The sequence below is a fragment of the Corynebacterium sp. HMSC065D07 genome (assembly GCF_001810695.1).
Classification (GTDB): domain Bacteria; phylum Actinomycetota; class Actinomycetes; order Mycobacteriales; family Mycobacteriaceae; genus Corynebacterium; species Corynebacterium hesseae.
On record NZ_KV802476.1, the window covers coordinates 1 to 23,715 of the forward strand.

Genomic DNA, 23,715 nt, shown 5'->3' on the forward strand with positions numbered 1-23,715 from the left:
TCCACTACGTGTCCACGATTTGCGGGCAACCCCACTACGCCGCCTCTACATCGGACGCAGATGGGGCGGGGAACCAATCACCATGGTCTGCATCGACAACCACGTCGACGTCAAAATAGCCATCACTGGGGCACAAATCGCCGCCTACACACTCACCGAAGAAAAGATCTACTACAACTAGAAAGACAACGAACTCAACCCCAGTCGGGGCAACTAAAAAATCTCGAGACACCGACCGGAACGATGTCTCGAGACTTCACAGCGTGCCCCAGAGAAGATTCGAACTTCCGACACCGGCTTTAGGAGAGCCGTGCTCTATCCCCTGAGCTACTGGGGCGGGGGTGCGTTGCGCACCTAGGTAAGACTAGCAGCCCCGCGTGGGGCGGCGTTAAATGCGTCGCCTTTCGTTTATTCGCCGGCCAGCTCCGCGTACTTGGCGCGGACCTCGCTGGCGGAAGGGTTGGTGGCGTGGGTGCCGTCGGAGTAGAGGACGGTGGGCACGATGCGGTTGCCGTCGTTGACGGACTCGATCCAGGCGTTGATGTCGGCGGTGTCGGGGGAATCCGCTTCGACGTTGACGAGCTCGTATGGGGTTTCGGTGCGGTCCAGGTTTTTGATCAGCTTGGCACAGAACGGGCACCAATCGGCGAAGAAGATGGTGACGTGCTCAGTGGTTTCGGGAGTGGCAACGTTGGTGCTCATTAAGCAGCAGCCTTTCTGTCGTAGGTGAGGAAACGGTATTTCATCGGCAGCTCGCTGGGCGGCTGGCCGGGAATGGTGAGGTGGCCTGATTCGGAGGTCAGCCAGTCACTATCGGCAGATAGGCTGAATTCCTCCGGAACGCTCGGGGCCAGGACGGCATCTGCGCCGTAGGCATCGCCGACTTGTACACCCATGAGGGTGAGCTCGATTGTATCCACGCGGTCGAGGGCGGAGCTGTAGAGCTGGCCGCCGCCGATGATCCAGGCGTCGTCAAGCGTGGCGTCAAGTGCGGCGTCGAGGTTGTCCACCACGGTGGCACCCGCGGACCATTCGCCCGGCTGACGGCTGGACAGCACAATGTTCTCCCGGCCTGGCAACGGGCGGAACTTGGGGTTGAGGGACTCCCACGTCTTGCGGCCCATGATGACAGGCGCGCCCATGGTGACCTCTTTGAAGTGCTTGAGGTCCTCCGGCACGTGCCAGGGCATGACCACGCCGTCACCAATGACCCCGTCGAGGGATTGAGCCCAGATTGCGCCCAGCATTAAACGGACACCTGCGCCTTGATGGTGGGGTGGGGGTCGTAGCCGATGACCTCAAAATCATCGAAGTCATAGTCAAAGAGGCTTTCGGCCTTGTGGAGCTTGAGCTGCGGGTACTCGCGGGGCTCGCGGGAGAGCTGTTCCTTAACCTGCTCGATGTGGTCGTTGTAGATGTGGCAATCCCCACCGGTCCAGATGAGCTCGCCTACCTCTAAACCTGCTTGCTGCGCAAACATGTGAGTCAGCGCCGCGTAGGAGGCCAAGTTGAAGGGGACACCGAGGAACATGTCCGCCGAGCGTTGGTAGACCTGCATGGAGAGTTTGCCGTCGGCGACGTAGAGCTGGAAAAGCAAGTGACAGGGCATGAGCGCCATCTTGTCCAGCTCAGACACATTCCACGCGGAGACCAAGTTGCGGCGCGAATCCGGGTTGTTTTTCAGGGTATCGAGCGCGACCTGAATCTGATCGATGTGCTGGCCATCCGGCGTGGGCCAGGAGCGCCATTGCACGCCGTAGACGGGGCCCAGCTCACCGTCCTCATCGGCCCACTCGTTCCAGATACGGACCTTGTTTTCCTGGAGCCACTTCACGTTGGAGTCACCGCGCAGGAACCACAGCAGCTCACCAATCACGCCGTGGAAGTAGACCTTCTTGGTGGTCAGCAGGGGAAAAGACTCCGCCAGGTTATAGCGAAGCTGGGCACCGAACAGGGAGAGGGTGCCGGTGCCAGTGCGGTCGCCTTTGGGAGCGCCTTCTTCCAGGACGCGGCGCAGGAGGTCCTCGTACGGAGTCTCAATCATGGTCGCCATGATAGCGCTCTTGCGCCCGTGCCACGCGCGTGGGGTTAGTACCCGCCGTTGGCCTCCGCGTAGGCGGCGGCGTGTTCCAGAATCTCCTCTGCCAGCTCCGGGCGGCAGATCAAAAGATCCGGGATGAAGGTGTCCTCATTGTTGAATTTGATCGGGGAGCCATCCAGGCGCGAGCAGTGCAGGCCCGCGGCCAAAGCCACGCCCACCGGGGCGGCCTGGTCCCACTCGTACTGGCCGCCGGCATGGATGTAGCCGTCATAGTCGCCCAAGAGCACGTGGATCGCCTTCGCACCTGCGGAGCCCACGCCGACGGTCTCAAAGCCCATCTTCTCCGCGACGTAATCCGCAACCTTCGGCGGACGGTTGCGGGAAACCACAAACTTCTTCGACAGCGGGCCGGTCACCGCGCGCACGTCGGAGGACTTAAAGGTCACGCCCATGTCCGGCATGCCGACGGCCGCGTGGATGGGGGTGCCGTTTTCCACCAGCGCGATGTGGACGGCCCAGTCCTGGCGGCCGGTAGCGAATTCCTTGGTGCCGTCGAGCGGGTCGATGATCCACACGCGTTCCTTCTTTAGACGGCTCAAGTCATCGGCAGCCTCTTCCGACAGGACGCCGTCCTTGGGACGGTGCTGCTCAAGGACGCGGGAGATCCACTCCTGAGCGGCCTCATCGCCGGCATCACCCAGCGCCAAGCCGCGCAGCAGGCCACCGTTGCGCACGCCTTTGAGGATTTCGCCGCAGCCATCGGCGAGGGAGTTGGTTAGACGGGAATCAGAAATCTCAACGGTCATAGTGACCAGATTAGCGCGCGCGATACAGTAGGGCATGTCTAAAAACGTTCTGGCGAAGTTTCGCCCACAGGTGGCCGGGTGGTTCCAGGACGTTTTCGCCGCCCCCACCCCCGTCCAAGAGCAGGCATGGGAGGCGATTTCCGGTGGTGCGAATGCGCTGGTTGTGGCACCGACCGGCTCTGGTAAGACGCTCGCGGCATTTCTGTGGGCGCTGAATTCTTTGGTGGAGCGCGAAGGCCAGACCGCGCTGCCGCTGAGCAATGAACCCTCCCGCGAGGGAGCTCATGATGGCGTGAGAGTGCTGTATATCTCACCGCTCAAGGCTTTGGGCGTGGACGTTGAGAATAATCTGCGTGCCCCGCTCAACGGCATTGCCCGCACCGCCGAGCGGCTGGGCCTGGAGGTGCCGGATATTACCGTCGGCGTGCGCTCGGGGGATACCTCGCAGGCAGAGCGGGCCCGCCAGGTGCGCAAGCCCCCGGACATCCTCATCACCACGCCGGAGTCGGCCTACCTCATGCTCACATCCAAAGCGGCGGGGATTCTGAAGACCGTGGATACCGTCATCATCGATGAGATCCACGCGCTGGCCGGCACCAAGCGCGGCGTGCACCTGGCGCTGACTTTGGAGCGCCTCGGGCTCATCGCCGGGGAGTTCCAGCGCATCGGGCTCTCCGCCACGGTGCGGCCGCTGAGTGCTGTCGCGAACTTCTTGGGCGGCGACCGTCCCGTGGATATCATCGCCCCGCCCGCAAAGAAGCGCTGGCAGCTCGACGTCCACGTGCCGGTCGAGGACATGTCGGACCTGCCCACCCCGGAGCAGGGTTCCCCCATCGGGGAGGCGACTGTCGACGACCCCCTGGGCATCACCCAAGGCCCCCAAGACGCGTTGCGCGTAAACGCGCAACGCAAGGAAGAGAGCGGGGTAGGAGACTCCGCCCTGCCCACGGCGAAGTCCATCTGGCCCTTCATCGAAGAAGAGCTCTACGCCGAAATTATGGAGCAGCGCTCCACGCTCGTCTTTGTTAATTCCCGTCGCACCGCCGAGCGGCTTACTAGCCGGTTCAACGAGCTTTATGCCCAGGAGCACGATCCGGAATCCTTGAGCCCAGCGACCCGGCGCGACCCAGCCCAGCTGATGAAACAGGTGGACGTTGCCGGGAAGGCACCTGCCGTTATTGCCCGCGCGCACCACGGTTCGGTGTCCAAGGATGAGCGCGCGCTGACGGAGACGATGCTCAAGGAAGGCACGCTCAAAGCCGTTGTGGCCACGAGCTCCCTGGAGCTGGGCATCGACATGGGCGCGGTGGAGCTGGTGGTGCAGGTGGAATCCCCACCCTCGGTGGCTTCTGGTCTGCAGCGCGTGGGCCGCGCCGGGCACTCCGTCGGCGCGGTCTCCCATGGTTCCTTCTATCCCAAGCACCGCGCGGACCTCGTGCAATCAGCACTCACAGTCGCCCGCATGGAGGAGGGCCTCATCGAGGAGATGCACACCCCGCGCAACCCGTTGGATGTCTTGGCACAGCAGACGGTAGCGGCGGTGGTGGCGTCGGCAAGCGCGGGCACGAGCGAGGGACTCGAGGCCGACAGTTGGTACGACACCGTGCGCCGCGCTTGGCCCTATAAGGATTTGGCGCGCGAGGTTTTTGACTCCGTTCTGGACCTGATCAGCGGCGTGTACCCGTCGACGGATTTTGCAGAGCTCAAACCCCGTGTGGTCTATGACCGCGTGACAGGCATCCTCACCCCGCGCCCCGGCGCGCAGCGCGTGGCGGTGACCAACGGCGGCACCATCCCGAACCGCGGCATGTTCGGCGTCTTCCTGGTGGGTACTGGTGAGGCCGGTTCCGCGCCGCGCCGCGTGGGTGAGCTCGATGAGGAAATGGTCTATGAAACCCGGGTGGGAGATATTTTCACCCTCGGCGCGACGAGCTGGCGCGTGGAGGAGATCACGCGCGACCAAGTGCTCGTTAGCCCTGCGCCGGGGCACACCGGGCGTTTGCCTTTCTGGAACGGTGACCAAGCTGGGCGGCCCTATGAGCTGGGCAAGGCGCTGGGCGCATTTCGGCGGGAGGCACACGCGGACCCGTCGGTGGTGCGGTATGCGGATGAGAACGCGCGGCGCAATATCGCCGCCTACCTGCAGGAACAGAACGAGGCCACCGGGCTCATCCCGGATGAGAAGACACTTCTGCTGGAGCGCTTCACGGACGAGCTGGGGGATTGGCGCGTGCTGTTGCACACCCCGTTTGGCCGGCCGGTGAATGCGGCGTGGGCGCTGGCGGTGGGACAGCGTGTGGCGGAGCGTACCGGGATGGATGCACAGGCCGTGGCGGGCGATGACGGCATCGTGCTGCGCTTGCCGCAGGGCGAGGCGGATCCGGATGCCGCGCTCTTTCTTTTCGACGCCGATGAGATCGCGGACACCGTCACCGAGCAGGTGGGCAACTCCGCGCTTTTTGCCTCCCGGTTTAGGGAATGCGCGGCGCGAGCTCTCCTGCTGCCGCGGCGCAACCCGGGCAAGCGCGCGCCCTTGTGGCAGCAGCGCCAGCGCGCGGAGCAGCTTCTCGACGTCGCCCGCAACTACCCCTCTTTCCCCATCATCCTGGAGACTGTGCGCGAGTGCGTGCAGGATGTCTATGACCTGCCGGCGTTGACGGAGGTCATGCGGGAGCTGGCGCACCGCCGCATTCGCATCGCGGAGGTCACCACGGAGCAGCCCTCACCTTTCGCGTCCTCGCTGCTGTTTAACTACACCGGCGCGTTCATGTACGAGGGGGACTCGCCCCTGGCGGAAAAGCGCGCGGCGGCCTTGGCCCTAGACCCCGCGCTGTTGGCGAAGCTTCTGGGCACGGTGGAGCTGCGCGAGCTTCTCTCCGCTGAAGTTATTGCTGAAGTCCACGCCCAGCTGCAGCGCACCACTGTAGAACGCCAGGCGCGGACCACCGAGGAGGTCGCGGACCTGCTGCGCGTGCTGGGCCCCATCCCGGTCGAGGAGTTCGGCGCGCACGCCACGGTGCCATTGAGTGCACTCGATGCGCTCGGTGCGCGGATCATGCGGGTGCGCATCAACGGCCGCGAGCACGTGGCCCAGGCGCTTGATGCGCCGCTGCTTCGCGACGGCCTGGGCATCCCCGTCCCGCCCGGCATCCCCGCCCAGCAGGCCACGATTACCGACGCCCTGGATCAGTTAGTCAGCCGCTGGGCGCGCACGCGCGGGCCCTTTGTGGCGCGCGATGTGCAGGAGGCCTTTGGCCTGTCGGCCGCGGTGACGCATTCCACGCTCAATGGGCTGGACTCCATCCTGGCTGGGCACTACCGGCAGGGCGTGGAGGAGCAGGAGTACTGCGCGGCGGAGGTGCTCAAGGTCATCCGATCGCGCTCGCTGGCGGCCGCGCGGGCGGCCACGCAGCCGGTTTCGCCTGCGGCCTTTGGGCGTTTCCTCCCTGACTGGCAGCAGGTGGCGGCGGTGGGCCGGCGCCCGGTGCTGCGCGGGGTGGACGGCGTCTTTGCGGTCATCGAGCAGCTGGCCGGGGTGCGCCTGCCAGCCTCTGCCTGGGAGAGCCTCATCTTGCCTGCGCGTGTAGGGGACTATTCGCCGACGATGCTCGATGAGCTGACCACCGGCGGCGAGGTCCTTATCGTGGGCGCGGGCAAGGCTGGCTCGAACGACCCCTGGATCATGCTGCTACCGGCGGACTATGCCGCACAGCTCGCCCCGCAGGTTTCTGCAGAGGAGGTGGGCTTGTCCATGCTGCAAACCCAGCTGCTCGAGGCCTTACAGGGCGGCGGCAGCTATCTTATCTCCGATATTCAACCGCAGCTGAGCGGTACGCCCGAGGAGGTTCGCGAGGCCCTCTGGGGACTGGTGGAGGCTGGCCTAGTCAGCCCCGATTCCTTCGCTCCTATCCGGGCCCACCTTGCCGCAGGCGGTCCCGCTGGGCGTGCGGCGCATCGCGCGCGGCGCAGACCATCGCGTTCGCGACTGCGCATGGGGCGCACTTCCTTTGCGCAATCGCTCAATGTGTCTGGTGCGCAGGCCGCACCAGACGTGGTGGGGCGGTGGTCGCTGTCCGTGCCCGCCGCCACGGATGCGACGTCGCGCTCCATCGCGCACGGCGAGGCCTGGTTGGACCGCTACGGCGTGCTCACCCGCGGATCCGTGGTGGCCGAGGACGTCCTGGGTGGCTTCGCCCTGGCTTATAAAGTGCTCTCCGGCTTCGAGGAATCCGGCAAGGCCATGCGCGGCTATGTCATTGAAGGCTTGGGGGCCGCGCAGTTCTCCACGCCTGCGGTCATTGATCGCCTGCGCGGCGTGGATGATTCCCCCGATGTTACGGGCTGGCCCTCCGGCACCCGCGAGCCGCAGGCCTATGTCCTTGCCGCGACCGACCCGGCCAACCCCTATGGTGCGGCGCTGTCGTGGCCCACTACGGATGCCGGCGAATCCGCAGCCCGCCCGACCCGCGCCGCGGGTGCCTTGGTGGTGCTCATGGATGGCTTGCCGGTGGCGCACCTGACCCGCGGGGGAAAGACGCTGACCACGTTCTTCAACGCTCTGCCCGAGGGCATCGAGCGCACCGAGGTACTAGCCGCAGTGCTTGCAGGCCTCAACGAGCTGGTTGCCGCCGGGCGCTTGAACAAGGTGGTTATTGAAAAGGCGAATGGGCGGCCCATCTTCGATTCAAAGCTCGGCGGCGAGCTGCGCGCACTGGGCGCAGCACTAACTCCAAAGGGCGTGCGGATTACGGGGGCTGCCCACACCGCCTCTTCCGGCCGTGCAGGACAGCACGGCCAATCTGGAGAAGCCGCGCGCTCCGCCGAGTCTTACCGTCCCGCACGTCGCGGTGGGCGCCGTGCTGTCGAGGCGATGGAGGAGCTCACCTTCGATGATCCGGAGGATTCCACTGAGTCTGGTGGCCCATCGACTGCACCGGGCAGCCTAGGTGGTTTCCGCCCGCGCCGTCGACGCCGCTGAATGATATTCACCTTCATTTAGCCCACGGGCTTTTCATGGGTCTAACCTCAAAAGCTGATAGCCCAATAGAAAAGGAGTCTTGTTTTCATGCGGCTGAAGCGCCAACTGCCCAACGTGTCCGAGCTCAAGAACCTCATGCGGTTCGAAGCACCCAACCTCGACCGCCGGGCAGCACGCCTGGCAGAGGCCGCTGATGTGTGGGATCTGCGCAAGATTGCCAAGCGCCGCACCCCGAAGGCGGCCTTTGACTACGTCGATGGTGCAGCCCGCGATGAGGTCAGCTACCGCGAATCCCGCGATTTCTTCCGCGACGTTCGCCTCATGCCCAACGTGCTCAATGGCGCGCACGACATCTCCTTAAACACCGAGATCGCCGGCGAGCCGGCAGCATTGCCCTTCGGCATCGCGCCGACCGGCTTTACCCGCTTCATGCATGCCGAAGGCGAGGACGCTGGTTCCCAAGCCGCCCGCGACGCAGGCATCCCGTTCACGCTCTCCACGATGGGTACGCGCTCGGTGGAGGAGGTCGCGGCGTCCCAAGGCAATAGCGGGCGTCGTTGGTTCCAGCTCTACCTGTGGAAGGACCACTCTGCCTGCCAAGAACTCATCGAGCGTGCTGCTGCCAACGGTTATGACACCCTCGTGGTTACCGTGGACACGCCCGTGGCGGGCCAGCGCCTGCGCGATACCCGCAACGGCATGCGCATCCCGCCGCACCTGACCGCCGGCACGGTCTTCGATGCCGCGTGGCGCCCCGAGTGGTGGTTCAACTTCCTCACCACGGACCCGGTCACCTTCGCGTCGTTGACCTCGACCACGGGCACCCTGGGCGAGCTGGTCAACACCATGTTTGATCCAGGCCTCAACTTCGAGGACCTGGCGTGGATTCGCAAGCAGTGGACGGGCAAGCTCTTCGTCAAGGGAATCGTCAACCCAGAAGATGCACGCAAGGTCATCGATCTTGGCGCCGATGGCATCGTGGTCTCCTCCCACGGCGGGCGCCAGCTCGACCGCGTGGTCAACACCCTCCAGGCCCTTGAGGCCGTGCGCGCAGAGGTGGGACCCGACGTGGAAATCATCTACGACTCCGGTGTGATGTCCGGCGTCGACATCGCTATTGCGCTGGCTCTGGGGGCGGACTTCGTCCTTATCGGCCGTGCCTACCTCTACGGGTTGATGGCCGGCGGCAAGGAAGGCGTGGACCGCGTCATTGAGCTGTTGGCGGAAGAGTTCAAGAACACCCTCCAGCTGCTCGGCGTGAAGAGGATCGAAGACCTGTCTCGCCATCACGTGGTCACCCCGTGGGAGCCGGGTGCGCTGGCATTCGGTGCGGGAAAGGATACGCCGGTAGAGTAGGCACCCGTTTGGTGAGGAGGTTCTGCTGTGCCTGAGGGTGATTCCGTACTGCAGCTGTCGAACCGGCTGCAGTTCATGGAAGGCCGGCGCGTGACCTCCTCCTCCCTGCGCGTGCCGCGCTATGCCACCGTGCGCTTCGACGGGCTGGTGTGCGAGGAGGTCTGGCCCTATGGCAAGCACCTCTTCATGGATTTCGGCGGCGAGCTCATCCTGCATACCCACCTCAAGATGGAGGGCACGTGGGCCATCCACTATGCCGGGGACCGCTGGCGCAAGCCCGGTCACAGCGCACGCGTGGTGCTGCAGATGGAGAACACCCCGCGTGATATTGAGTTGGTAGGGCATTGGCTAGGGCTGGTCGAGGTCTTTCCAGCCCGCGAGTTTGAGCAGCGCATGGCGTACCTAGGCCCCGACATCCTCGCGCCAGAATGGGAAGAAGGCGGATTCGAGGAGGCCGTTCGCCGCATCGAGTCGCGCCCTCAACGCAGCATCGGCGCCGCACTCTTGGACCAGCGCAACGTGGCGGGCTTGGGCAACGAATACCGCGCCGAGATCTGCTTCCTGGCCGGCGTTCATCCAGCAACACCTGTAGCGCTTGTCGACGTCTCCCAGATCCTCATCATCTCCCGTCGCCTCATCTGGGCCAACCGCGATTCCCCGGTACGGGTGACCACCGGCGTGAAAAGGGCAGGGGAGACAACTTATGTCTTTGGGCGCAACCGTCAGCGCTGTCGGCGCTGCGGAACGCTCATTGAGAAGTCCACGCTGGGTGGCGTGGACGCCGGCGGCGACGAAGGAGAGTTGGAGCGCGTCATCTGGTGGTGCCCACACTGCCAGCCGCGTCGCTAGGCTGGGATGCATGAAGATCATTTTGAACATCATCTGGTTGGCAACTGGTGGCCTTGTCCTCGCACTGGGCTACTTTCTCCTAGGCATCCTGGCCTGCATCCCCGTCGTGACGATTCCTGCCGGTGTGGCCTCGATGCGTATGGCGAATTTCGCGCTGTGGCCCTTTGGGCGCTCCGTCATTCAACCGGTCAAAGGTACCGGTGGCATGTCGCGGTTCTCTAACGCTGTCTGGTTCCTTGTCGCTGGCCTGTGGTTGGCTATCGGCCACGTCACCACTGCAGCGGCGCAGGCCGTGACCATCGTGGGCATCCCGGTGGCTCTGGCCAACCTGAAGATGATCCCGGTGACGTGCTTCCCGTTCGGCCGCAAGATCGTGGACTCTGACCACATCCCCTTTGGCTGGGAATCGATGATTAAGCTCTAGCGTTTCTGTCTCCGGTTGCGGGGTAGCTCAGAGTGGTTTAGTGTGCTGAGTCATGGGGGATTTAGAAACCTATTTCTCCTACCGCAACTCGGGGATCACACTGGTGAAGCAAGCGGTAGGAGGCGAGAAGCGATTACGCGCACTCGGCGCTTCATCTGCCGACGCCGCCGAAATGGCGCGCTTAAACTACATCTACTTCGGAGCCACCAAGTTCACGGGTAAGCAACGCACGGCCCGCAGCCGAGCCGCCGAACAAGGCCATGACCTGGCCACGCTGAGCCTCATCGAGGCCTACACGAAGAAGCTGCAGAACCAGCTGCATGCCTGGAACCTACGGGTCAAGCTGGCCGGCACACCGGCGCCGAACATCCCAGCCGTGGCGGCAAAGCGCTTAAAGGAGCTCAAGCCCAAACGTATTCCTACGCCTGGGGTGCGCATGACCTACCGTGCTGATGGGCCGCACTCGCTGACCATTACTGATGACCCTCTGACCGTCACTGAGATGCGCGGCGTGCTGGAATCCATCAACCAGAGCAATCTGCTGGAAGCAGCCAGCCACGTCTTCTTCAATAAATCCCACGGCGGAACCAAACCGGCGGTGCTCACCAGCGTGGTCGTCACCTTGGACAAGCTCGACAAGATTGTGAGCAGCGACGGCGATGACATCGTGCTCGAACTAACCAATGGCGGCCGGATGACCGGCGCGGAGTTTCTGAACTACAAGTTCGCCGAGATCGGCTACGTAACCCTCATCCACCCCACGATCGGGCCGGTGTGGCTGCACCGGATGAAGCGTTTAGCCGGGTTTGAGCAGCGCATGATGGCCAGCGCCGAGCATCCCACCTGTGCCAGGAAGGGCTGTAATAAGCCTGCTGATTATGCCCAGGTGCATCACCTAGTGCCGTGGAAAGCAGGAGGTACCACCGATCCACCGAATCTGACAATGTTGTGTGCCTATCACAACGGCGTCAATGATGACGACCCAGAGAAACCAACAGGTGCTGGCTACGTGTTTAGGATTCGCGGCGGTGTGGACTACATCCCGCCCTGGGGAGAACCAATCACCGCTCAAGTGGCATATCAAGCCGCGCAACGCGGACTCGGACCGCCCGGCGGGTAAACCGACACGAAATACAAAGGACATGCGGACGCCCACAGGGCATCCGCGGCCTTGGCGATCCCGCACGTCGATTGCCCGCTAAAAACGGGTGAACCCCCGACCGTTCGGCCGGGGGGGACGTCGCCAAGCAGTGCTTAGCGGTGGTTGCGATACCAACCGATCAGAGCATCGGTCGAGCCGTCGCCGGATGCGGCCTCCTCCTTTCCGGAGACTGCCGGTGCCAGGTCATTGGCCTGCTGCTTGCCCAGCTCCACGCCCCATTGGTCGAAGGAGTTGATGTCCCAGATGATGCCCTGGGTGAAGACGATGTGCTCGTAGAGTGCGATGAGCGCGCCGAGGGCCTGCGGGGTGAGCTCCTCCGCCAGGATCGTGGTGGACGGGCGGTTGCCCGGCATCACCTTGTGCGGGACCACGGCCGGGTCCACGCCCTCGGCGGCAATCTCTTCCGCCGTCTTACCAAAAGCCAGCACCTTGGTCTGTGCGAAGAAGTTACCCATGAGCAGGTCATGCATCGAACCGGTGCCGTCTGCGGTGGGGAAGTCCTCCTTCGGGCGGGCAAAGCCGATGAAGTCCGCCGGGATGAGGCGGGTGCCTTGGTGCATGAGCTGGAAGAAGGCGTGCTGGCCATTGGTGCCCGGCTCGCCCCAGTAAATTTCACCGGTGCCGGTGGTGACAGCGGTGCCGTCGCGGCGCACGGATTTGCCGTTGGACTCCATAGTCAGCTGCTGCAGGTAGGCAGGGAAGCGGCCGAGGTCCTCGGAGTAAGGCAGCACCGCGTGGGTCTGCGCGCCAAAGAAGTTGGAGTACCAGACACCGAGCAGGCCCATGAGCACCGGCACGTTCTGCTCCAGAGGCGCGGTGCGGAAGTGCTCGTCCATGGCGTGGAAGCCCTCGAGGAAGCGCATGAAGTCTAGTGGGCCGATGGTGCACATCAGGGACAGGCCAATAGCGGAATCAACGGAGTAGCGGCCGCCCACCCAGTTCCAGAAGCCAAACATGTTCTGGGGGTCGATGCCGAACTCCGCGACCTTCTCCGCGTTGGTGGAAACGGCAACGAAGTGCTTGGCGACGGCCGACTCATCACCATCAAACTGCTCAATCAGCCAGCGGCGTGCGGCGTGAGCGTTGGCCAGGGTTTCCTGGGTGGTGAAGGTCTTCGAAGCGACAATGAAGAGGGTGGAGCCGGCGTCGAGGCCGTCGAGAGTCGCGGCGAGATCCGCCGGGTCGACGTTAGAAACGAACTCCGCGCTGATACCCGCTACCTCGTAGGAACGCAGCGCCTTGGCAGCCATAGCGGGGCCCAAGTCGGAGCCGCCGATGCCGATGTTGACGACCTTCTTGATGGTGTGACCCGTATGCCCCAGCCACGCACCGGAGCGTAGTGCAGTGGCGAAGTCACGCATGCGGCCCAGAACCTCGTGGACGTCGGCAGCAACGTCTTGGCCGTCGACGCTCAAGTCCTTCTCCACAGGCAGGCGCAGCGCGGTGTGCAGCACAGCACGGTCCTCGGTGTTGTTGAGGTGCTCGCCGGTGAACATGGCGTCGCGGCGGCCCTCGACGTCCGCGGCGCGGGCAAGATCCACCAAAGCGGTGACGACTTCCTCATCGATGAGGTTCTTCGACAGGTCCACGTGCAGGCCCGCAGCATCGAAAGAAAAGTCTGCGGCGCGGGAAGCGGAGTTGGCAAAAAGCTCACGCAGGTTGAGGTCCTTCTTGCTCTCAAAAAGCGAGGTGAGCGCGGCCCACTGCGGCTGAGCGGTGATGTCCATTGCAAAAGCCTTTCTGGCAGGTAGCAGACATGAAACTTACTGTGTCCACCGTAGTCCAGAAATCTCTTCGGTGCCGAGACAGAAGGCTGCGCTGGGTTGAGCTAGGCGTAAAGCTTGAGGCCGAATTGCTTCATTGTGTTTGCGATCTCCATGGCGCCCGTCTCGGAGCCGGAGTAATCGTAATAGTCGCCAAAGGACACGACTCCTGCTGCATATAGTTTGCCGTCGATGGAGGCGTAGACAGGACCACCGCTATCACCGGTATCGCTGTAGCTGCCGAAGGTGAAAAGCCCTTGAGCACCGAATCGGTCGATGAAAGGGTCGCAGGCAATGCCTGCTGTGGAACCGGCAAAGCACAACGTGGGCTTCTTTCGCGTGATTTCTTCCAGGCTCATCCATCCGGCTAAAGGCGCATTGAGCGCCGGTGAGGTAGATACTTCGGCGTCGGGGTTGGACACTTCGATCAGCGCAATGTCGGCCGAGTTGATGCTATCTGTGTTGGTGTTGCTGGCCTTCATTACCATCTGGCCTATCTCTACCTCGCTGCCGGAGCGATCTTCATAGTAGAAGCTGTCGCCCTTGTCCCCGCAGTGTCCGGCGGTAAGGATAAAGAGGCGCTGCCCATCGCCGGCGAAATGACCGGTAGAGCACCGGCCATCATTCGTGCGGTTATAGATAGCCGCACCCGGCGTCAATACTCCCACGTCCATGTAGTAGTCGGCTTTTAGTGCGTTGTACAAGTTATTGCGGGGCTCAAGCAGCTCTGCATGGGGGATTTCAGTGGAGTTAACCCAGAGCGCATCGCCGTCGAGGACCTCTTCGGAGCCTTGCATTGTTCCGGATGCTCCGGAACCTTGTCTGCGTTCGGAGTCGCTGACGGAGGGATGGTCGAGTGGAGTAGCGGAATTTGAGGTCTCAGGTGAAGAAAAGCTGCCGCAGGCGGTCAACACTAAGGCAGTGGCAACTGCGGTGAGAACTACAGCGGAGCGAGAGTACACATGCATGCTGAGAGCCTAAAACACCGCTACTTCAGGTGCGCGTGCGTTGGGGATTAGTCCGAGTTGGTGCTAGATTAGCCGAGCTTGCCGCGCCCCAACCGCAGCAGGGCAGAGGCAATCGCGGGGCCCTCCTCGCCAAGCTCGTCGCGGAACTCATTGAGGATGGCAATTTCGCGGGTGTGTACCAAACGGGTACCGCCCGAGCTCATGCGCGTCTTACCAATCGTGCGGGAAATATCGGTGCGGCGCTTAATAGCGTCGAGGATCACGCGGTCGAGGCGGTTGATCTCCTCGCGGTAGCGTTGGATTTCAGCATCGCTGAGCGGGTCATCCGTGCCCGAGGGCATGCGGATGTCGAGGCCGTTGTCCACGACGTTGGGGTCTTGGTGCTCGGGGGTTAAGCCCGAATCTGCGGTGTCAGGATGTGAAGCGCTCATGAGTGAAGATTGTGCCACCACGTTAAGACAAACGGGAATCGCGTGCCGTGACGTCGGTATTCGTCGATAAGAAGCGGCGTGGACGGCAATGTCCGGTGGTGCTAGTAGGTTGGAGAGCATTATGAACAACACTTCTCCGTTTAGGCCTCGTTCTTCGTCTGATCCTTCCGCCGACACCTCCGCCGGTGGCCTGTTTCCCGCGTCCGGGCACAACGCGGATGCCCCTTCCAGCCAGGGAAATGATCTTCTGCTGGAAGGTTTAAACCCGCAACAGGAGGAGGCCGTGACACATTCGGGCTCGCCGTTGCTCATTGTGGCCGGCGCGGGCTCGGGAAAGACCGCGGTGTTGACCCGTCGCATTGCCTATCTCATGCGCGAGCGTGGGGTAGCGCCGTGGCAGATCCTCGCCATTACCTTTACCAACAAGGCAGCCGCGGAGATGAAGGAGCGCGTCGGCCAGCTTGTCGGCCCCGTGGCGGAGCGGATGTGGGTGTCAACCTTCCACTCCATCTGCGTGCGCATCCTGCGCAACAATGCTCAGCTGGTGCCGGGGTTGAACACGAACTTCACCATTTATGACGGCGATGATGCGCGCCGGCTGCTCACCATGATTGCCAAAGACATGCAGCTGGACCTGAAGAAGTACTCTGCGCGTGTTTTGGCTAACCAGATCTCGAACCGCAAGAATGAGCTCATTTCCCCGGAGCGGGCCCGGGCGGAGGCAGAGCGGACGAAGAATCCTTTTGAGCTCACTGTGGCGAGCGTGTACGAGGAGTATCAGCGCCGCCTGCGCGCCGCGAACGCGGTGGATTTCGACGACCTCATCGGGGAAGTGGTGCGCATCTTTAACCAGCACCCACAGGTGGTGGAGTTTTATCGCCGCCGCTTTAAGCATGTGCTTATCGACGAATACCAGGACACCAACCACGCGCAGTACGCGCTCGTTTCGGCCTTGGTGGGCAGGGGCGAGCTGCCGCCGGATGCCCCGGAACTTTGTGTGGTGGGTGATTCTGATCAGTCGATCTATGCCTTCCGCGGAGCCACCATCAGGAATATCCAGGAGTTCGAGCGGGACTACCCGCAAGCGCACACGATTCTGCTTGAACAAAACTACCGTTCGACCCAGACCATCCTGAACGCGGCGAATGCGGTGATTGCGAAGAATGAGGGCCGCCGCGAGAAGAATCTGTGGACCGCCCACGGCGAAGGCGACAAGATCGTCGGGTATGTGGCGGATAACGAGCACGACGAGGCGCGGTATATCGCCTCGGAAATTGATTCCCTGGCGGATAAAGGCACGGCGTATTCCGATATTGCGGTGATGTACCGCACCAATAACGCCTCCCGCGCGTTGGAAGATATCTTCGTGCGCTCGGGTATCCCGTACAAGGTGGTTGGCGGCACGCGCTTCTACGAGCGCCGCGAGATCCGGGACATGGTGGCTTACCTGCGCATTATGGATAATCCGGATGACACGGTGAGCTTGCGCCGCATCATCAACGTGCCAAAACGCGCCATCGGTGACAAGGCGCAGGCGCAAATCGCTCTACATGCGGAGAACCTTGGCGTTAGTTTTGGGGCGGCTCTCCGTGATGCGGCCGAAGGAAAGGTCGCAGGCCTTGGCACGCGGGCGGTCAATGCCGTCACCAAATTCAACGAGATGATGGACGGCGTGCGCGCACAGATTCCGGGCATGGTCAATGAGGTGACGGGCCAGCCGGATTTGGGGGAGCTGCTCAACGCGCTTTTGGACGCCACCGGCTACCGCGCGGAGCTGGAAAACTCCAATGACCCGCAGGATGGGGCACGCCTAGACAACCTCAACGAGTTGGTATCGGTGGCCCGCGAGTTCAGCTCTGAAGCCGCCAATGAAATGGCCTTTATGGGCGCGGACGCAGAGGCAGCCCCGGAGCTTTCGGAAGGCGAAGCCGCGCCGGGCTCGCTTCAAGCGTTCCTCGAAAAGGTTTCGCTCGTGGCTGATGCGGACCAGATTCCAGATCATGAGTCCGGGGTAGTAACGTTGATGACCCTGCACACCGCGAAGGGCCTTGAGTTTCCCGTCGTTTTCCTCACCGGTTGGGAGGATGGCCAATTCCCGCACATGCGCTCCCTGGGAGACCCGAAGGAGCTCAGTGAGGAGCGCCGCCTTGCCTACGTGGGCATTACGCGTGCTAGGGAACAGCTCTACCTCACGCGTGCGATTCTCCGCTCGTCTTGGGGCAACCCGGTGACGAACCCGGCCAGCCGCTTCCTCGCCGAGGTCCCTGAGGACCTCATCGACTGGCGCCGTGAAGAACCGGACAGCTCGCTGTCCAGTGCGTGGGGCGGAGATGATTCCTACCAATACGGGCGAACCTTCGGCTCAGATAGCGGGTTCTTCCGTTCCCGTGGCGGCGGCTATGGCTCGCGGAGCGCTGCGTCTTCCCCTTCGCAGCGCTCGCGCAAGCCAGCTTCGGCGACATCAATGCCGAAGAATAACCATCTCAATTTAGTTGTGGGGGACCGTGTCAACCACGCAAAATACGGGCTAGGCACGGTCATCGAAGCCTCCGGTACCGGCGCGCGGGCGACAGTCACCGTGGACTTCGGCTCAGCAGGCAAGGTCCGCCTCATGCTCATCGGTGGTGTGCCGATGGAAAAGCTCTAAGGCTTTAGATGTGGATGCCGCGCTCGCTGAACCACTCCACCGGGTCAACGGCTGCGCCGCCGCCCGGGTGAACCTCGAAGTGCAGGTGCGGGCCGGTGGAGTGGCCCTCGTTGCCGATGACGGAGATTTGGTCGCCGGCCTCGACGCGGTCGCCGACGTCGACCAGCAGCTGGTCGCTGGGCATGTGGCCGTAGACGGTGATGGTGCCGTCGTCGTGCTGGATGCGGATCCAGTTGCCGAAGCCCTGGGCTGCGCCGGAGGAGATGACCTCTCCATCCATGACGGCGTAGATGGGCGTACCGATTGGGTTCGCCACGTCGATGCCATTGTGGAAGGAACCCCAACGCGGTCCGAAGCCGGAGGTGAAGGTTCCGGAGGTCGGAAAGACCACGGTGTTACCGTTTGCGTCCTGGCTGCGGGTAGGGGTGAGGCCGGAGTGATCGCCTTGCGGCGCGAAGGCTTCAGCGAGTCCGGGAATGCTGGAGGGGTCGAGGACGATATCGAGGCCGTCCTGCGTGGAGTTGATCTCTGGAGTGGATGCCCCGTTGAGGGCCCCGGCCGTCGAAACGAGCAGCCCGGAGAATGCTTTGAAGAGGTCGGCCTTGGAGTCTTCCTTGACTTCGACGTCGTCGGCAGTCGGGCCCTGGCTGGACCCGTCGGAGACATCCACGCTTGCTGCCGGTTCGGCAGCGAACGCTGGGGCCGTCACGGTGGCGGTGGTGACCGCCATGGCGGCGAGTGCGCTGAGCGTGCGCTTCATTACTTCACGTCCTTAAGTCCTGCGGTGGCTCGCTTCCGCCGTCGTAGCCGGCGGAAAGCCTGTGAGCGATAGGATGCGGCCATATCAGCCGCGTTGTGCCTCGAAGTCTGCGACACGCCGGTGCGGTTTCGGCCGTGTGCTGAGCTTCCGTGGCAACGAGATACAAACTATCCCGTGCTATCACCCTGCGCAATGCGCAAAAATGCAGGTAAATACAGGAATTGTTCGAAAAACTATCGAACAGCCCAGCGTGTTACGTGTGTGAAAGAAGTGAAAATTGTTACAGGGGTAAAGTGAAGGTTTAAAGAATGGGGGTAGGGGTTGGGGGTGTGAAAAGAGTTGTTCCCCGGCCGAAGGCTCGGTCGGGGAACGGTGGGCCACGAAGGCTAGGTCAACGAACGCGACTCGCTGCGATCCCGTGCGGTGAGCGGGGCTGTCTTATCGCTGCGATTGACCGCGGCCGCTATAGCGGCGGCTATGAGCGGCACAACAAGCACGGCGAGGAACTGCCACCAATCCGGGGTGAAGTAGTCCTGCGGGCGCAGGCCATGTGGGGGTTCAGAGAAGGTGAAGGCGGACCTATCAGTGAAGAGGAACGTGCCAAGGTGTCCCGCGATCACTCCGAAGAGCATGCTTGCGGTGGCCACTATCCAGGTTTGCCACGCGGCTACCTTGGACATCAGCGAGGGGTGCGCGCCAATCGACTGCAGCACGGTGCTTTCATGGCGCATGGTGTTAGCCGCATTGGCGATGATGAGCGCGAGCACGATGAGGCAGATGATTCCCATTCCTAGGCCGAGGTAGTAGCGGAAGCTCTCGGGGGAGGAGACACCGAACTCCAGTGAGTATCGCGACTGCGAAGCGCTCGCTGTTAGGTCTCGCAGCTCCTCTCGCTCTGCTTCGCTCGGCGCCTCATCCAACGCCAGGGCCTGGCCTACGTAGAAGGGCTTCATGTTCAGCTTTTGAGCGGCCTGCTGGCTAATCAGGACCACGTCACGATCCACGGTAGGCAAGGCCTCAACAACTGGCAGATCGGCGTTGTGGGCTCCGCTTGGCTCTTGACTGTCGACGCGGTTATACGTCTTTACGGTTACCGTGCCGTGTGTCTTGTCCCCGACGTGGCTGCTGTGGGGGAGCACGATGCCGCCGGCCTCCAATGTTTGTGCCGCCGCACGTCGATCCTCTTCCGAGTCGAACTGCCACAGCTCGAGCTGCGAGGAATCAGCTTGGATCATCCTGCTTTGATAGATCAACGGGCTATAAGGGAAGGTCGTCATCAACTCGTGCGCGCACTCTTGGCGGGCCTCCTCGGACTCATCGGTGCGCCGCCCTTGGTTGTCCACGAAGACTGCCCTCTCAACCGGTTTGCTGAGATCGACCTGTGAGCACTGGTAGTCAAATTCGGTGCTGAGCTCATAGAATTCACCATCGTCAGGAAGGCTAAAAGACGTGGTCCACGAGGGGAAAGCATAGAAGGAGTGTGTGCGAGCACCGGTAGCCTGCTGGATGGCCTTTACCGCTGCGCGTTCTTCCGGCGTAGAAGCCTGCGTAGGTTGGTCAAACGTCGTCTCCTCAATCAGCGCTGTGGTCTCCGGCATAACAAGCGCTTCTTCGGCTACGCTCTTTGCGCTATCGGTCATGACGCCTACACCAAACAGGGAGGCTGTGAAGGAGACCGATACGAGAGCGATGGACGTCGGCAAGGCATGCATGCTGCGCCGGGTAAGGCCGCGCCCGGCAAGGCGCAATGCGAGTGGGCCTCGGCGAGACAACAGGGAGCACAGGAAGACCAAGGCCGGGGCAGACGCGGCAACCGCGATGACTCCGAAGAGAGCCAGCACCGTGGGGATGTACTCTCCCCAGGGAGTGAAGCTGAATAGTACGAGCAGAAGAAGGAATGCAGGGCCGATGGCCATCCACTTCCTAAAGCGCAGCAGGCGGTCGGGAGAGGCTCCCTGGATTGCAGCGGAGAGGGCACCACGTTGTGCCAACCATGCGGGAACGATGGAGACAATGACACAGCCTGCCACCGCCACGAGCCACGCGAGAGCAATCGCTAGGAAGGGCAGGCGTGCAGCAAAGTCCGGATAGCGGGCTGTCCACCACACCCACGAGACCGTGAGGCCAACGATCCCACCGATGGTGGCGCCGATTAGTCCCATCAGCAGGCCATAGGCCATCACTGCGAACATGATGTGGCGTGGTAATGCACCCTGGCTCGACATCAGCGCGTACAGGCGCGTATTGCGTCCGGTAGCCAGCGTGAAGACGGGCGCGAGAAGGAAAAGGATGAGCAATCCGGCGATGGCGTAGAGGCCGAAGAAGAAAAGCACGAAAAGAATGCTGCTCAGGATTCCACCAAAGGAATCCGACTCAGAATCGGGTCGGTCCGTATCTCGCAGCTCCGGTGCCCAGATTTCCAGCCCAGCTTCATGGGCGCGGTCGGCGTCCTCTTTGGTCAGCGGCGTGTCACCCACGATGACCCAGGAGGTGCGTATCTGAAAGGACGGGTCGCTGAGAGCGTCATTGAGGGTGGGGGAGGTGACAAAGTCATAGTTTTCGGGAGCAATGGCCGCGACTGTGGCTTGGCGATCGCCGCTGAGGGCGTTGGTGCGCACGGTGATGACGTCTCCGACGGAGGCGTCGATCTTGCGTGCGGTCGAACGCGACAGAACTGCCTGGTTGGGGCCAAGGTTGAATTTATCGACGGCCTCCTGTGCCGGTTCCGGCGGATTCTCTGTGTCGAACTGATCTACCCAGGAGTTGGTTGACTTCCCATTATGGATAAGTGACGTGCTAGAAAAAGTGGTGACCGGGCTGACGCTGAGGCCTTTTGGCAGCACCTGGGCGGCCAGGCGGGGAACGTCTTCGTTGGCAATGTCCTGACGCTCGTTGCTCACCTGAAGGGACCGATCGGGCGAGCTCAAGGCTGCGGAGAGCCGTCCGGAGGAATTATCAAAGAGCGCAATTCCGATGACTAGGGCCACCGGCAAGGCAATGAGCATCACGGCGGCCAGAGTGCGCCATGGATGAAGCTTGAGATCACGCCTCGTCGGGCGGGTAGCGGCATTAATGCCGGACATATTAGCGCACCTCCTCGCCGGTGAGGCGCCCGTCGCGAACCATAACGACGCGGTCGGCCCAGCCCGCGAAACGCGGCTCGTGGGTGACCAGAATGCCGGAAGCACCGGCGTCGATACGCGCGCGTAGAACCTTCATGATCTCCTCGCCCGTCGAGGTATCCAAGGCACCGGTGGGCTCATCCGCGAGCAGAACTTTGCGCGGTCCAATGAGCGCGCGGGCAATCGCCACGCGCTGGGCCTGACCACCGGAGATTTCCTCGGGGAAGCGGTCAATGGTGCCGTCGAGGCCGACCTCGCTCAGCGCTTCCTCTGCTGCCTCACGGCACTGCGCAGGCGATAGGCCATCGAGTTCAAGGGGAAGGGAAACGTTTTCACCAACGGTCAGGGAAGAAACCAGGTTGAAGTGCTGAAACACGAGGCCCAAGTGGCGGCGTCGGGCAATTGCGGCCTTGGCTTTGGAGAGCTGGGAGGCATCGGCGCCGTCGAGAAGCACGCGTCCCGATGTCGGCGGTTGCAACAGTCCTGCGACGTTGAGCAGGGTGGATTTGCCGGAGCCGGAGGGGCCCATGACGGCTACCAACTCGCCCGGTTGTAGCTGCAGGTTGACGGAATCCAGCGCGGTGACCTGGCGAGCGCCGCTGCCGAAGATACAGGTGATGTTTTCGAGTTCGAGCGGGAAAGGAATGTGCTGGGTGGTGGGCACGGAGTCGGGGGTCATCGCGGTTCCTCCTCGGCGGCGGTGGGGGTGGTCGGGTTGGTCAGAGATTCCACGCGGTCGAGCCAACGTGAGAGAGATTCCAAGTCGAAGATTTGGCGCTCCACGGCCAAGCGCTGGGCGCTGCGCTCCGCAGGCAATTCCGAGGCTCGGCGGTTGAGTTCGCGGAGCTGGCGAACGGTGGCGAAACGCTGGGCGTCAAGGACGGCGATAACGTCGACGTCGGAGCGCCGAGCGGCAAGGGACACTTTGAGCACGAGCTCATCGCGTTCGATGGCGTCACTGTGCAAGGTGGACTTCCACCATTGCGAGAGCTCTGCGCGCCCGTCAGGGGTGATGGCGTAGCTGGTGGCGCGGCGCCCGGTGGGGCCGGTGAGCTCGCCGTCGGTGGCGATGAGCCCATCGCGCTCTAAGCGGCTTAGGGTTTGGGCTACTTGGCCCATGTTGAGCGGCCAGAGGTTGTCGAAGGTCTCCGCAAAGCGGGTCTTGATGTGGCTGGCTGTGGAAGGTTGATCACTGAGCAGCGCAAGAACGGAGTGTTTGACGGACATGGTCACCTCCTGCGCGGAGGACAAGGGGAGGATTAGTTAGGTGCATACCCGGTAAGTTACCGGGTAACTATCGGCTTGGCAAGAGGTTCCGGAACGGAGAGTGGTGTTTACCCCCGCCCGGTGTCCCGCGAGGTGGCGCGCGACCCTACGCGCCTGACCATCGGTGAGTGGGGTGAAATACGCAAAAGACGGCATAGAGCAGATTCGCTCTATGCCGCCTACGTGGTGTTGGAAGGTTTGGTCGCGTGAGTTTTAAGCGACGTCGATGCCGCGCTCTGCGAGCCACGGAACCGGGTCCACGGCACCTTCACCGGTGGGGTGAATTTCGAAGTGCAGGTGGGAGCCAGTAGAGAAGCCGAGAGAACCCATGCCGGCGATCTTCTGGCCAGCGTGGACGCGCTCGCCAACAGCGACGTCAAGGGTCTGCATGTGGCCGTAAACGCTCATGGAGCCGTCATCGTGCTTGATGCGGATCCACTGGCCGTAGCCGGAAGCCGGGCCGGAATCGATGACGGTTCCATCCATAACGGAAAGGATCGGGGTGCCCACGGCATTAGCGATGTCGATGCCGGAGTGGAAGGAGCCCCAGCGGGGGCCGAAGCCCGAGGTGAAGGTACCTTCTGCCGGGCGGGCTACGGAAGGCGCGCGGTTTGCCTCATCGGCGGCGGCGCGGGCATCAGCGGCCTGAATGGCCTTATCCAGCTGCGTGGACAGGTCAGCGACCGGCTTGGTTTCCGCGATGGAGAGGATCTGCGGTGCTGCGTCCTCGACGGCGGCCTGTGCGTCCTTGAGCGGATCGGTGTCTGCCTGCAAGGTGTAATCGATGGACTGCGCCTTGGTCTCGCCGGTGCCGGCGGATTGAATGGTGCCAGCTGCGGCACCGCCAACGCCTGCGGTAGATACGGCACCAGCCGCGATGGTCATAACCGCCAGGCGTCCCTTTGCGGTCTGCGAGGTGGTGATTTTGCGGTGGCGACCTGCGCTTCGCTGAGTCTTGCTTCGCATGAACTCTTCTTCCGTCTTAATTCACTATCGTCCAACCAAAATAATCGTTACGTCTAAATCTGGTTGGTTATCCGATTGTGACCTTCCTGTTACCAACGAGATGTAACAGTAGCGTCTCGACGGATGCAGAGCAACCCGGATTGCAGTTTTTCTTCTGAATATGCCGAAAGATTTCT

18 protein-coding genes, 1 tRNA gene and 1 pseudogene are annotated in these 23,715 nt (G+C 62.5%); 7 read left to right on the forward strand and 13 right to left on the reverse strand.

All coding sequences use genetic code 11. The features are described 5' to 3' along the window. Positions 1–181, forward strand: a pseudogene (locus tag HMPREF2760_RS12645) (hypothetical protein); the annotation flags it as partial. A gap of 83 nt (positions 182–264) precedes the next feature. Here HMPREF2760_RS12645 and HMPREF2760_RS11555 read toward each other — a convergent pair. The 5 genes from HMPREF2760_RS11555 to HMPREF2760_RS11575 all read right to left on the reverse strand — a co-directional run bounded on the left by HMPREF2760_RS11555 (position 265) and on the right by HMPREF2760_RS11575 (position 2,847). Further along, positions 265–337, reverse strand: a tRNA-Arg gene (locus HMPREF2760_RS11555). 71 nt (positions 338–408) lie between these two features. Then, positions 409–702, reverse strand: coding sequence for a mycoredoxin (locus tag HMPREF2760_RS11560; protein WP_010187687.1), 294 nt, complete (start codon positions 700–702; stop codon positions 409–411). Further along, positions 702–1,247, reverse strand: a complete 546-nt coding sequence (locus HMPREF2760_RS11565; protein ID WP_070520619.1) for a dihydrofolate reductase — start codon at positions 1,245–1,247, stop codon at positions 702–704. The genes HMPREF2760_RS11560 and HMPREF2760_RS11565 overlap by 1 nt, the downstream gene beginning before the upstream one ends. Further along, positions 1,247–2,053 (reverse strand): thymidylate synthase, encoded by an 807-nt coding sequence (locus HMPREF2760_RS11570; RefSeq protein ID WP_070597462.1) that lies wholly within the window; start codon positions 2,051–2,053, stop codon positions 1,247–1,249. The genes HMPREF2760_RS11565 and HMPREF2760_RS11570 overlap by 1 nt, the downstream gene beginning before the upstream one ends. Positions 2,054–2,088: 35 nt before the next feature. Next, positions 2,089–2,847, reverse strand: coding sequence for a 3'(2'),5'-bisphosphate nucleotidase CysQ (locus tag HMPREF2760_RS11575; RefSeq protein WP_198530301.1), 759 nt, complete (start codon positions 2,845–2,847; stop codon positions 2,089–2,091). 34 nt (positions 2,848–2,881) lie between these two features. Here HMPREF2760_RS11575 and HMPREF2760_RS11580 point away from each other — a divergent pair, with 34 nt between their 5' ends. The 5 genes from HMPREF2760_RS11580 to HMPREF2760_RS11600 all read left to right on the forward strand — a co-directional run bounded on the left by HMPREF2760_RS11580 (position 2,882) and on the right by HMPREF2760_RS11600 (position 11,574). Continuing rightward, the gene (locus HMPREF2760_RS11580) at positions 2,882–7,825 is read left to right on the forward strand and encodes an Lhr family ATP-dependent helicase (protein WP_070597463.1); all 4,944 of its coding nucleotides are present in this window, start codon (positions 2,882–2,884) and stop codon (positions 7,823–7,825) included. An 87-nt stretch (positions 7,826–7,912) separates the two neighbouring features. Beyond that, positions 7,913–9,181, forward strand: coding sequence for an alpha-hydroxy acid oxidase (locus HMPREF2760_RS11585; RefSeq protein WP_070597464.1), 1,269 nt, complete (start codon positions 7,913–7,915; stop codon positions 9,179–9,181). Positions 9,182–9,208: 27 nt separating this feature from the next. Further along, the gene (locus HMPREF2760_RS11590) at positions 9,209–10,030 is read left to right on the forward strand and encodes a DNA-formamidopyrimidine glycosylase family protein (protein ID WP_070597465.1); all 822 of its coding nucleotides are present in this window, start codon (positions 9,209–9,211) and stop codon (positions 10,028–10,030) included. 10 nt (positions 10,031–10,040) lie between these two features. Next, positions 10,041–10,454 carry a YccF domain-containing protein gene (locus HMPREF2760_RS11595; protein WP_046646988.1) on the forward strand — a complete coding sequence of 138 codons (414 nt, stop codon included), beginning with the start codon at positions 10,041–10,043 and terminating at the stop codon, positions 10,452–10,454. 52 nt (positions 10,455–10,506) lie between these two features. After that, positions 10,507–11,574, forward strand: coding sequence for an HNH endonuclease signature motif containing protein (locus tag HMPREF2760_RS11600; protein WP_070597468.1), 1,068 nt, complete (start codon positions 10,507–10,509; stop codon positions 11,572–11,574). A 134-nt stretch (positions 11,575–11,708) separates the two neighbouring features. Here HMPREF2760_RS11600 and pgi read toward each other — a convergent pair whose 3' ends face one another. The 3 genes from pgi to HMPREF2760_RS11615 form a co-directional block, all read right to left on the reverse strand. Then, a complete protein-coding gene (pgi, locus tag HMPREF2760_RS11605) occupies positions 11,709–13,343 on the reverse strand; it encodes a glucose-6-phosphate isomerase (protein WP_070520639.1) in 1,635 nt (544 codons plus the stop codon). A 101-nt stretch (positions 13,344–13,444) separates the two neighbouring features. Continuing rightward, entirely contained in the window at positions 13,445–14,347 is a 903-nt protein-coding gene (locus HMPREF2760_RS11610; protein WP_070520642.1) for a chymotrypsin family serine protease, read from the reverse strand. A gap of 68 nt (positions 14,348–14,415) precedes the next feature. Next, positions 14,416–14,778, reverse strand: coding sequence for a chorismate mutase (locus HMPREF2760_RS11615; RefSeq protein WP_070520647.1), 363 nt, complete (start codon positions 14,776–14,778; stop codon positions 14,416–14,418). 121 nt (positions 14,779–14,899) lie between these two features. Here HMPREF2760_RS11615 and pcrA point away from each other — a divergent pair, with 121 nt between their 5' ends. Further along, entirely contained in the window at positions 14,900–17,425 is a 2,526-nt protein-coding gene (pcrA, locus tag HMPREF2760_RS11620) for a DNA helicase PcrA (protein ID WP_070520652.1), read from the forward strand. A 4-nt stretch (positions 17,426–17,429) separates the two neighbouring features. Here pcrA and HMPREF2760_RS11625 read toward each other — a convergent pair whose 3' ends face one another. The 5 genes from HMPREF2760_RS11625 to HMPREF2760_RS11645 all read right to left on the reverse strand — a co-directional run bounded on the left by HMPREF2760_RS11625 (position 17,430) and on the right by HMPREF2760_RS11645 (position 23,539). Further along, positions 17,430–18,185 carry a M23 family metallopeptidase gene (locus HMPREF2760_RS11625; protein ID WP_070520656.1) on the reverse strand — a complete coding sequence of 252 codons (756 nt, stop codon included), beginning with the start codon at positions 18,183–18,185 and terminating at the stop codon, positions 17,430–17,432. A gap of 386 nt (positions 18,186–18,571) precedes the next feature. Continuing rightward, positions 18,572–21,268 carry an FtsX-like permease family protein gene (locus tag HMPREF2760_RS11630; protein ID WP_070597470.1) on the reverse strand — a complete coding sequence of 899 codons (2,697 nt, stop codon included), beginning with the start codon at positions 21,266–21,268 and terminating at the stop codon, positions 18,572–18,574. A 1-nt stretch (position 21,269) separates the two neighbouring features. Further along, a complete protein-coding gene (locus HMPREF2760_RS11635; protein ID WP_070520666.1) occupies positions 21,270–21,986 on the reverse strand; it encodes an ABC transporter ATP-binding protein in 717 nt (238 codons plus the stop codon). After that, positions 21,983–22,534: a PadR family transcriptional regulator gene (locus HMPREF2760_RS11640; protein WP_070520673.1), complete on the reverse strand. Its 552-nt coding sequence runs from the start codon at positions 22,532–22,534 to the stop codon at positions 21,983–21,985. The genes HMPREF2760_RS11635 and HMPREF2760_RS11640 overlap by 4 nt, the downstream gene beginning before the upstream one ends. 252 nt (positions 22,535–22,786) lie before the next feature. After that, positions 22,787–23,539, reverse strand: a complete 753-nt coding sequence (locus HMPREF2760_RS11645; RefSeq protein WP_070520676.1) for a M23 family metallopeptidase — start codon at positions 23,537–23,539, stop codon at positions 22,787–22,789. Positions 23,540–23,715 lie beyond the last annotated feature (176 nt).

Excerpts from the sequence above, each read along its gene's own strand:
- HMPREF2760_RS11560 (WP_010187687.1), bottom strand. The coding sequence starts at position 702 with ATGAGCACCAACGTTGCCACTCCCGAAACCACTGAGCACGTCACCATC.
- HMPREF2760_RS11565 (WP_070520619.1), bottom strand. The coding sequence starts at position 1,247 with ATGCTGGGCGCAATCTGGGCTCAATCCCTCGACGGGGTCATTGGTGAC.
- HMPREF2760_RS11570 (WP_070597462.1), bottom strand. The coding sequence starts at position 2,053 with ATGGCGACCATGATTGAGACTCCGTACGAGGACCTCCTGCGCCGCGTC.
- HMPREF2760_RS11575 (WP_198530301.1), bottom strand. The coding sequence starts at position 2,847 with ATGACCGTTGAGATTTCTGATTCCCGTCTAACCAACTCCCTCGCCGAT.
- HMPREF2760_RS11580 (WP_070597463.1), top strand. The coding sequence starts at position 2,882 with ATGTCTAAAAACGTTCTGGCGAAGTTTCGCCCACAGGTGGCCGGGTGG.
- HMPREF2760_RS11585 (WP_070597464.1), top strand. The coding sequence starts at position 7,913 with ATGCGGCTGAAGCGCCAACTGCCCAACGTGTCCGAGCTCAAGAACCTC.
- HMPREF2760_RS11595 (WP_046646988.1), top strand. The coding sequence starts at position 10,041 with ATGAAGATCATTTTGAACATCATCTGGTTGGCAACTGGTGGCCTTGTC.
- HMPREF2760_RS11600 (WP_070597468.1), top strand. The coding sequence starts at position 10,507 with ATGGGGGATTTAGAAACCTATTTCTCCTACCGCAACTCGGGGATCACA.
- pgi (WP_070520639.1), bottom strand. The coding sequence starts at position 13,343 with ATGGACATCACCGCTCAGCCGCAGTGGGCCGCGCTCACCTCGCTTTTT.
- HMPREF2760_RS11610 (WP_070520642.1), bottom strand. The coding sequence starts at position 14,347 with ATGCATGTGTACTCTCGCTCCGCTGTAGTTCTCACCGCAGTTGCCACT.
- HMPREF2760_RS11615 (WP_070520647.1), bottom strand. The coding sequence starts at position 14,778 with ATGAGCGCTTCACATCCTGACACCGCAGATTCGGGCTTAACCCCCGAG.
- pcrA (WP_070520652.1), top strand. The coding sequence starts at position 14,900 with ATGAACAACACTTCTCCGTTTAGGCCTCGTTCTTCGTCTGATCCTTCC.
- HMPREF2760_RS11625 (WP_070520656.1), bottom strand. The coding sequence starts at position 18,185 with ATGAAGCGCACGCTCAGCGCACTCGCCGCCATGGCGGTCACCACCGCC.
- HMPREF2760_RS11630 (WP_070597470.1), bottom strand. The coding sequence starts at position 21,268 with ATGTCCGGCATTAATGCCGCTACCCGCCCGACGAGGCGTGATCTCAAG.
- HMPREF2760_RS11635 (WP_070520666.1), bottom strand. The coding sequence starts at position 21,986 with ATGACCCCCGACTCCGTGCCCACCACCCAGCACATTCCTTTCCCGCTC.
- HMPREF2760_RS11640 (WP_070520673.1), bottom strand. The coding sequence starts at position 22,534 with ATGTCCGTCAAACACTCCGTTCTTGCGCTGCTCAGTGATCAACCTTCC.
- HMPREF2760_RS11645 (WP_070520676.1), bottom strand. The coding sequence starts at position 23,539 with ATGCGAAGCAAGACTCAGCGAAGCGCAGGTCGCCACCGCAAAATCACC.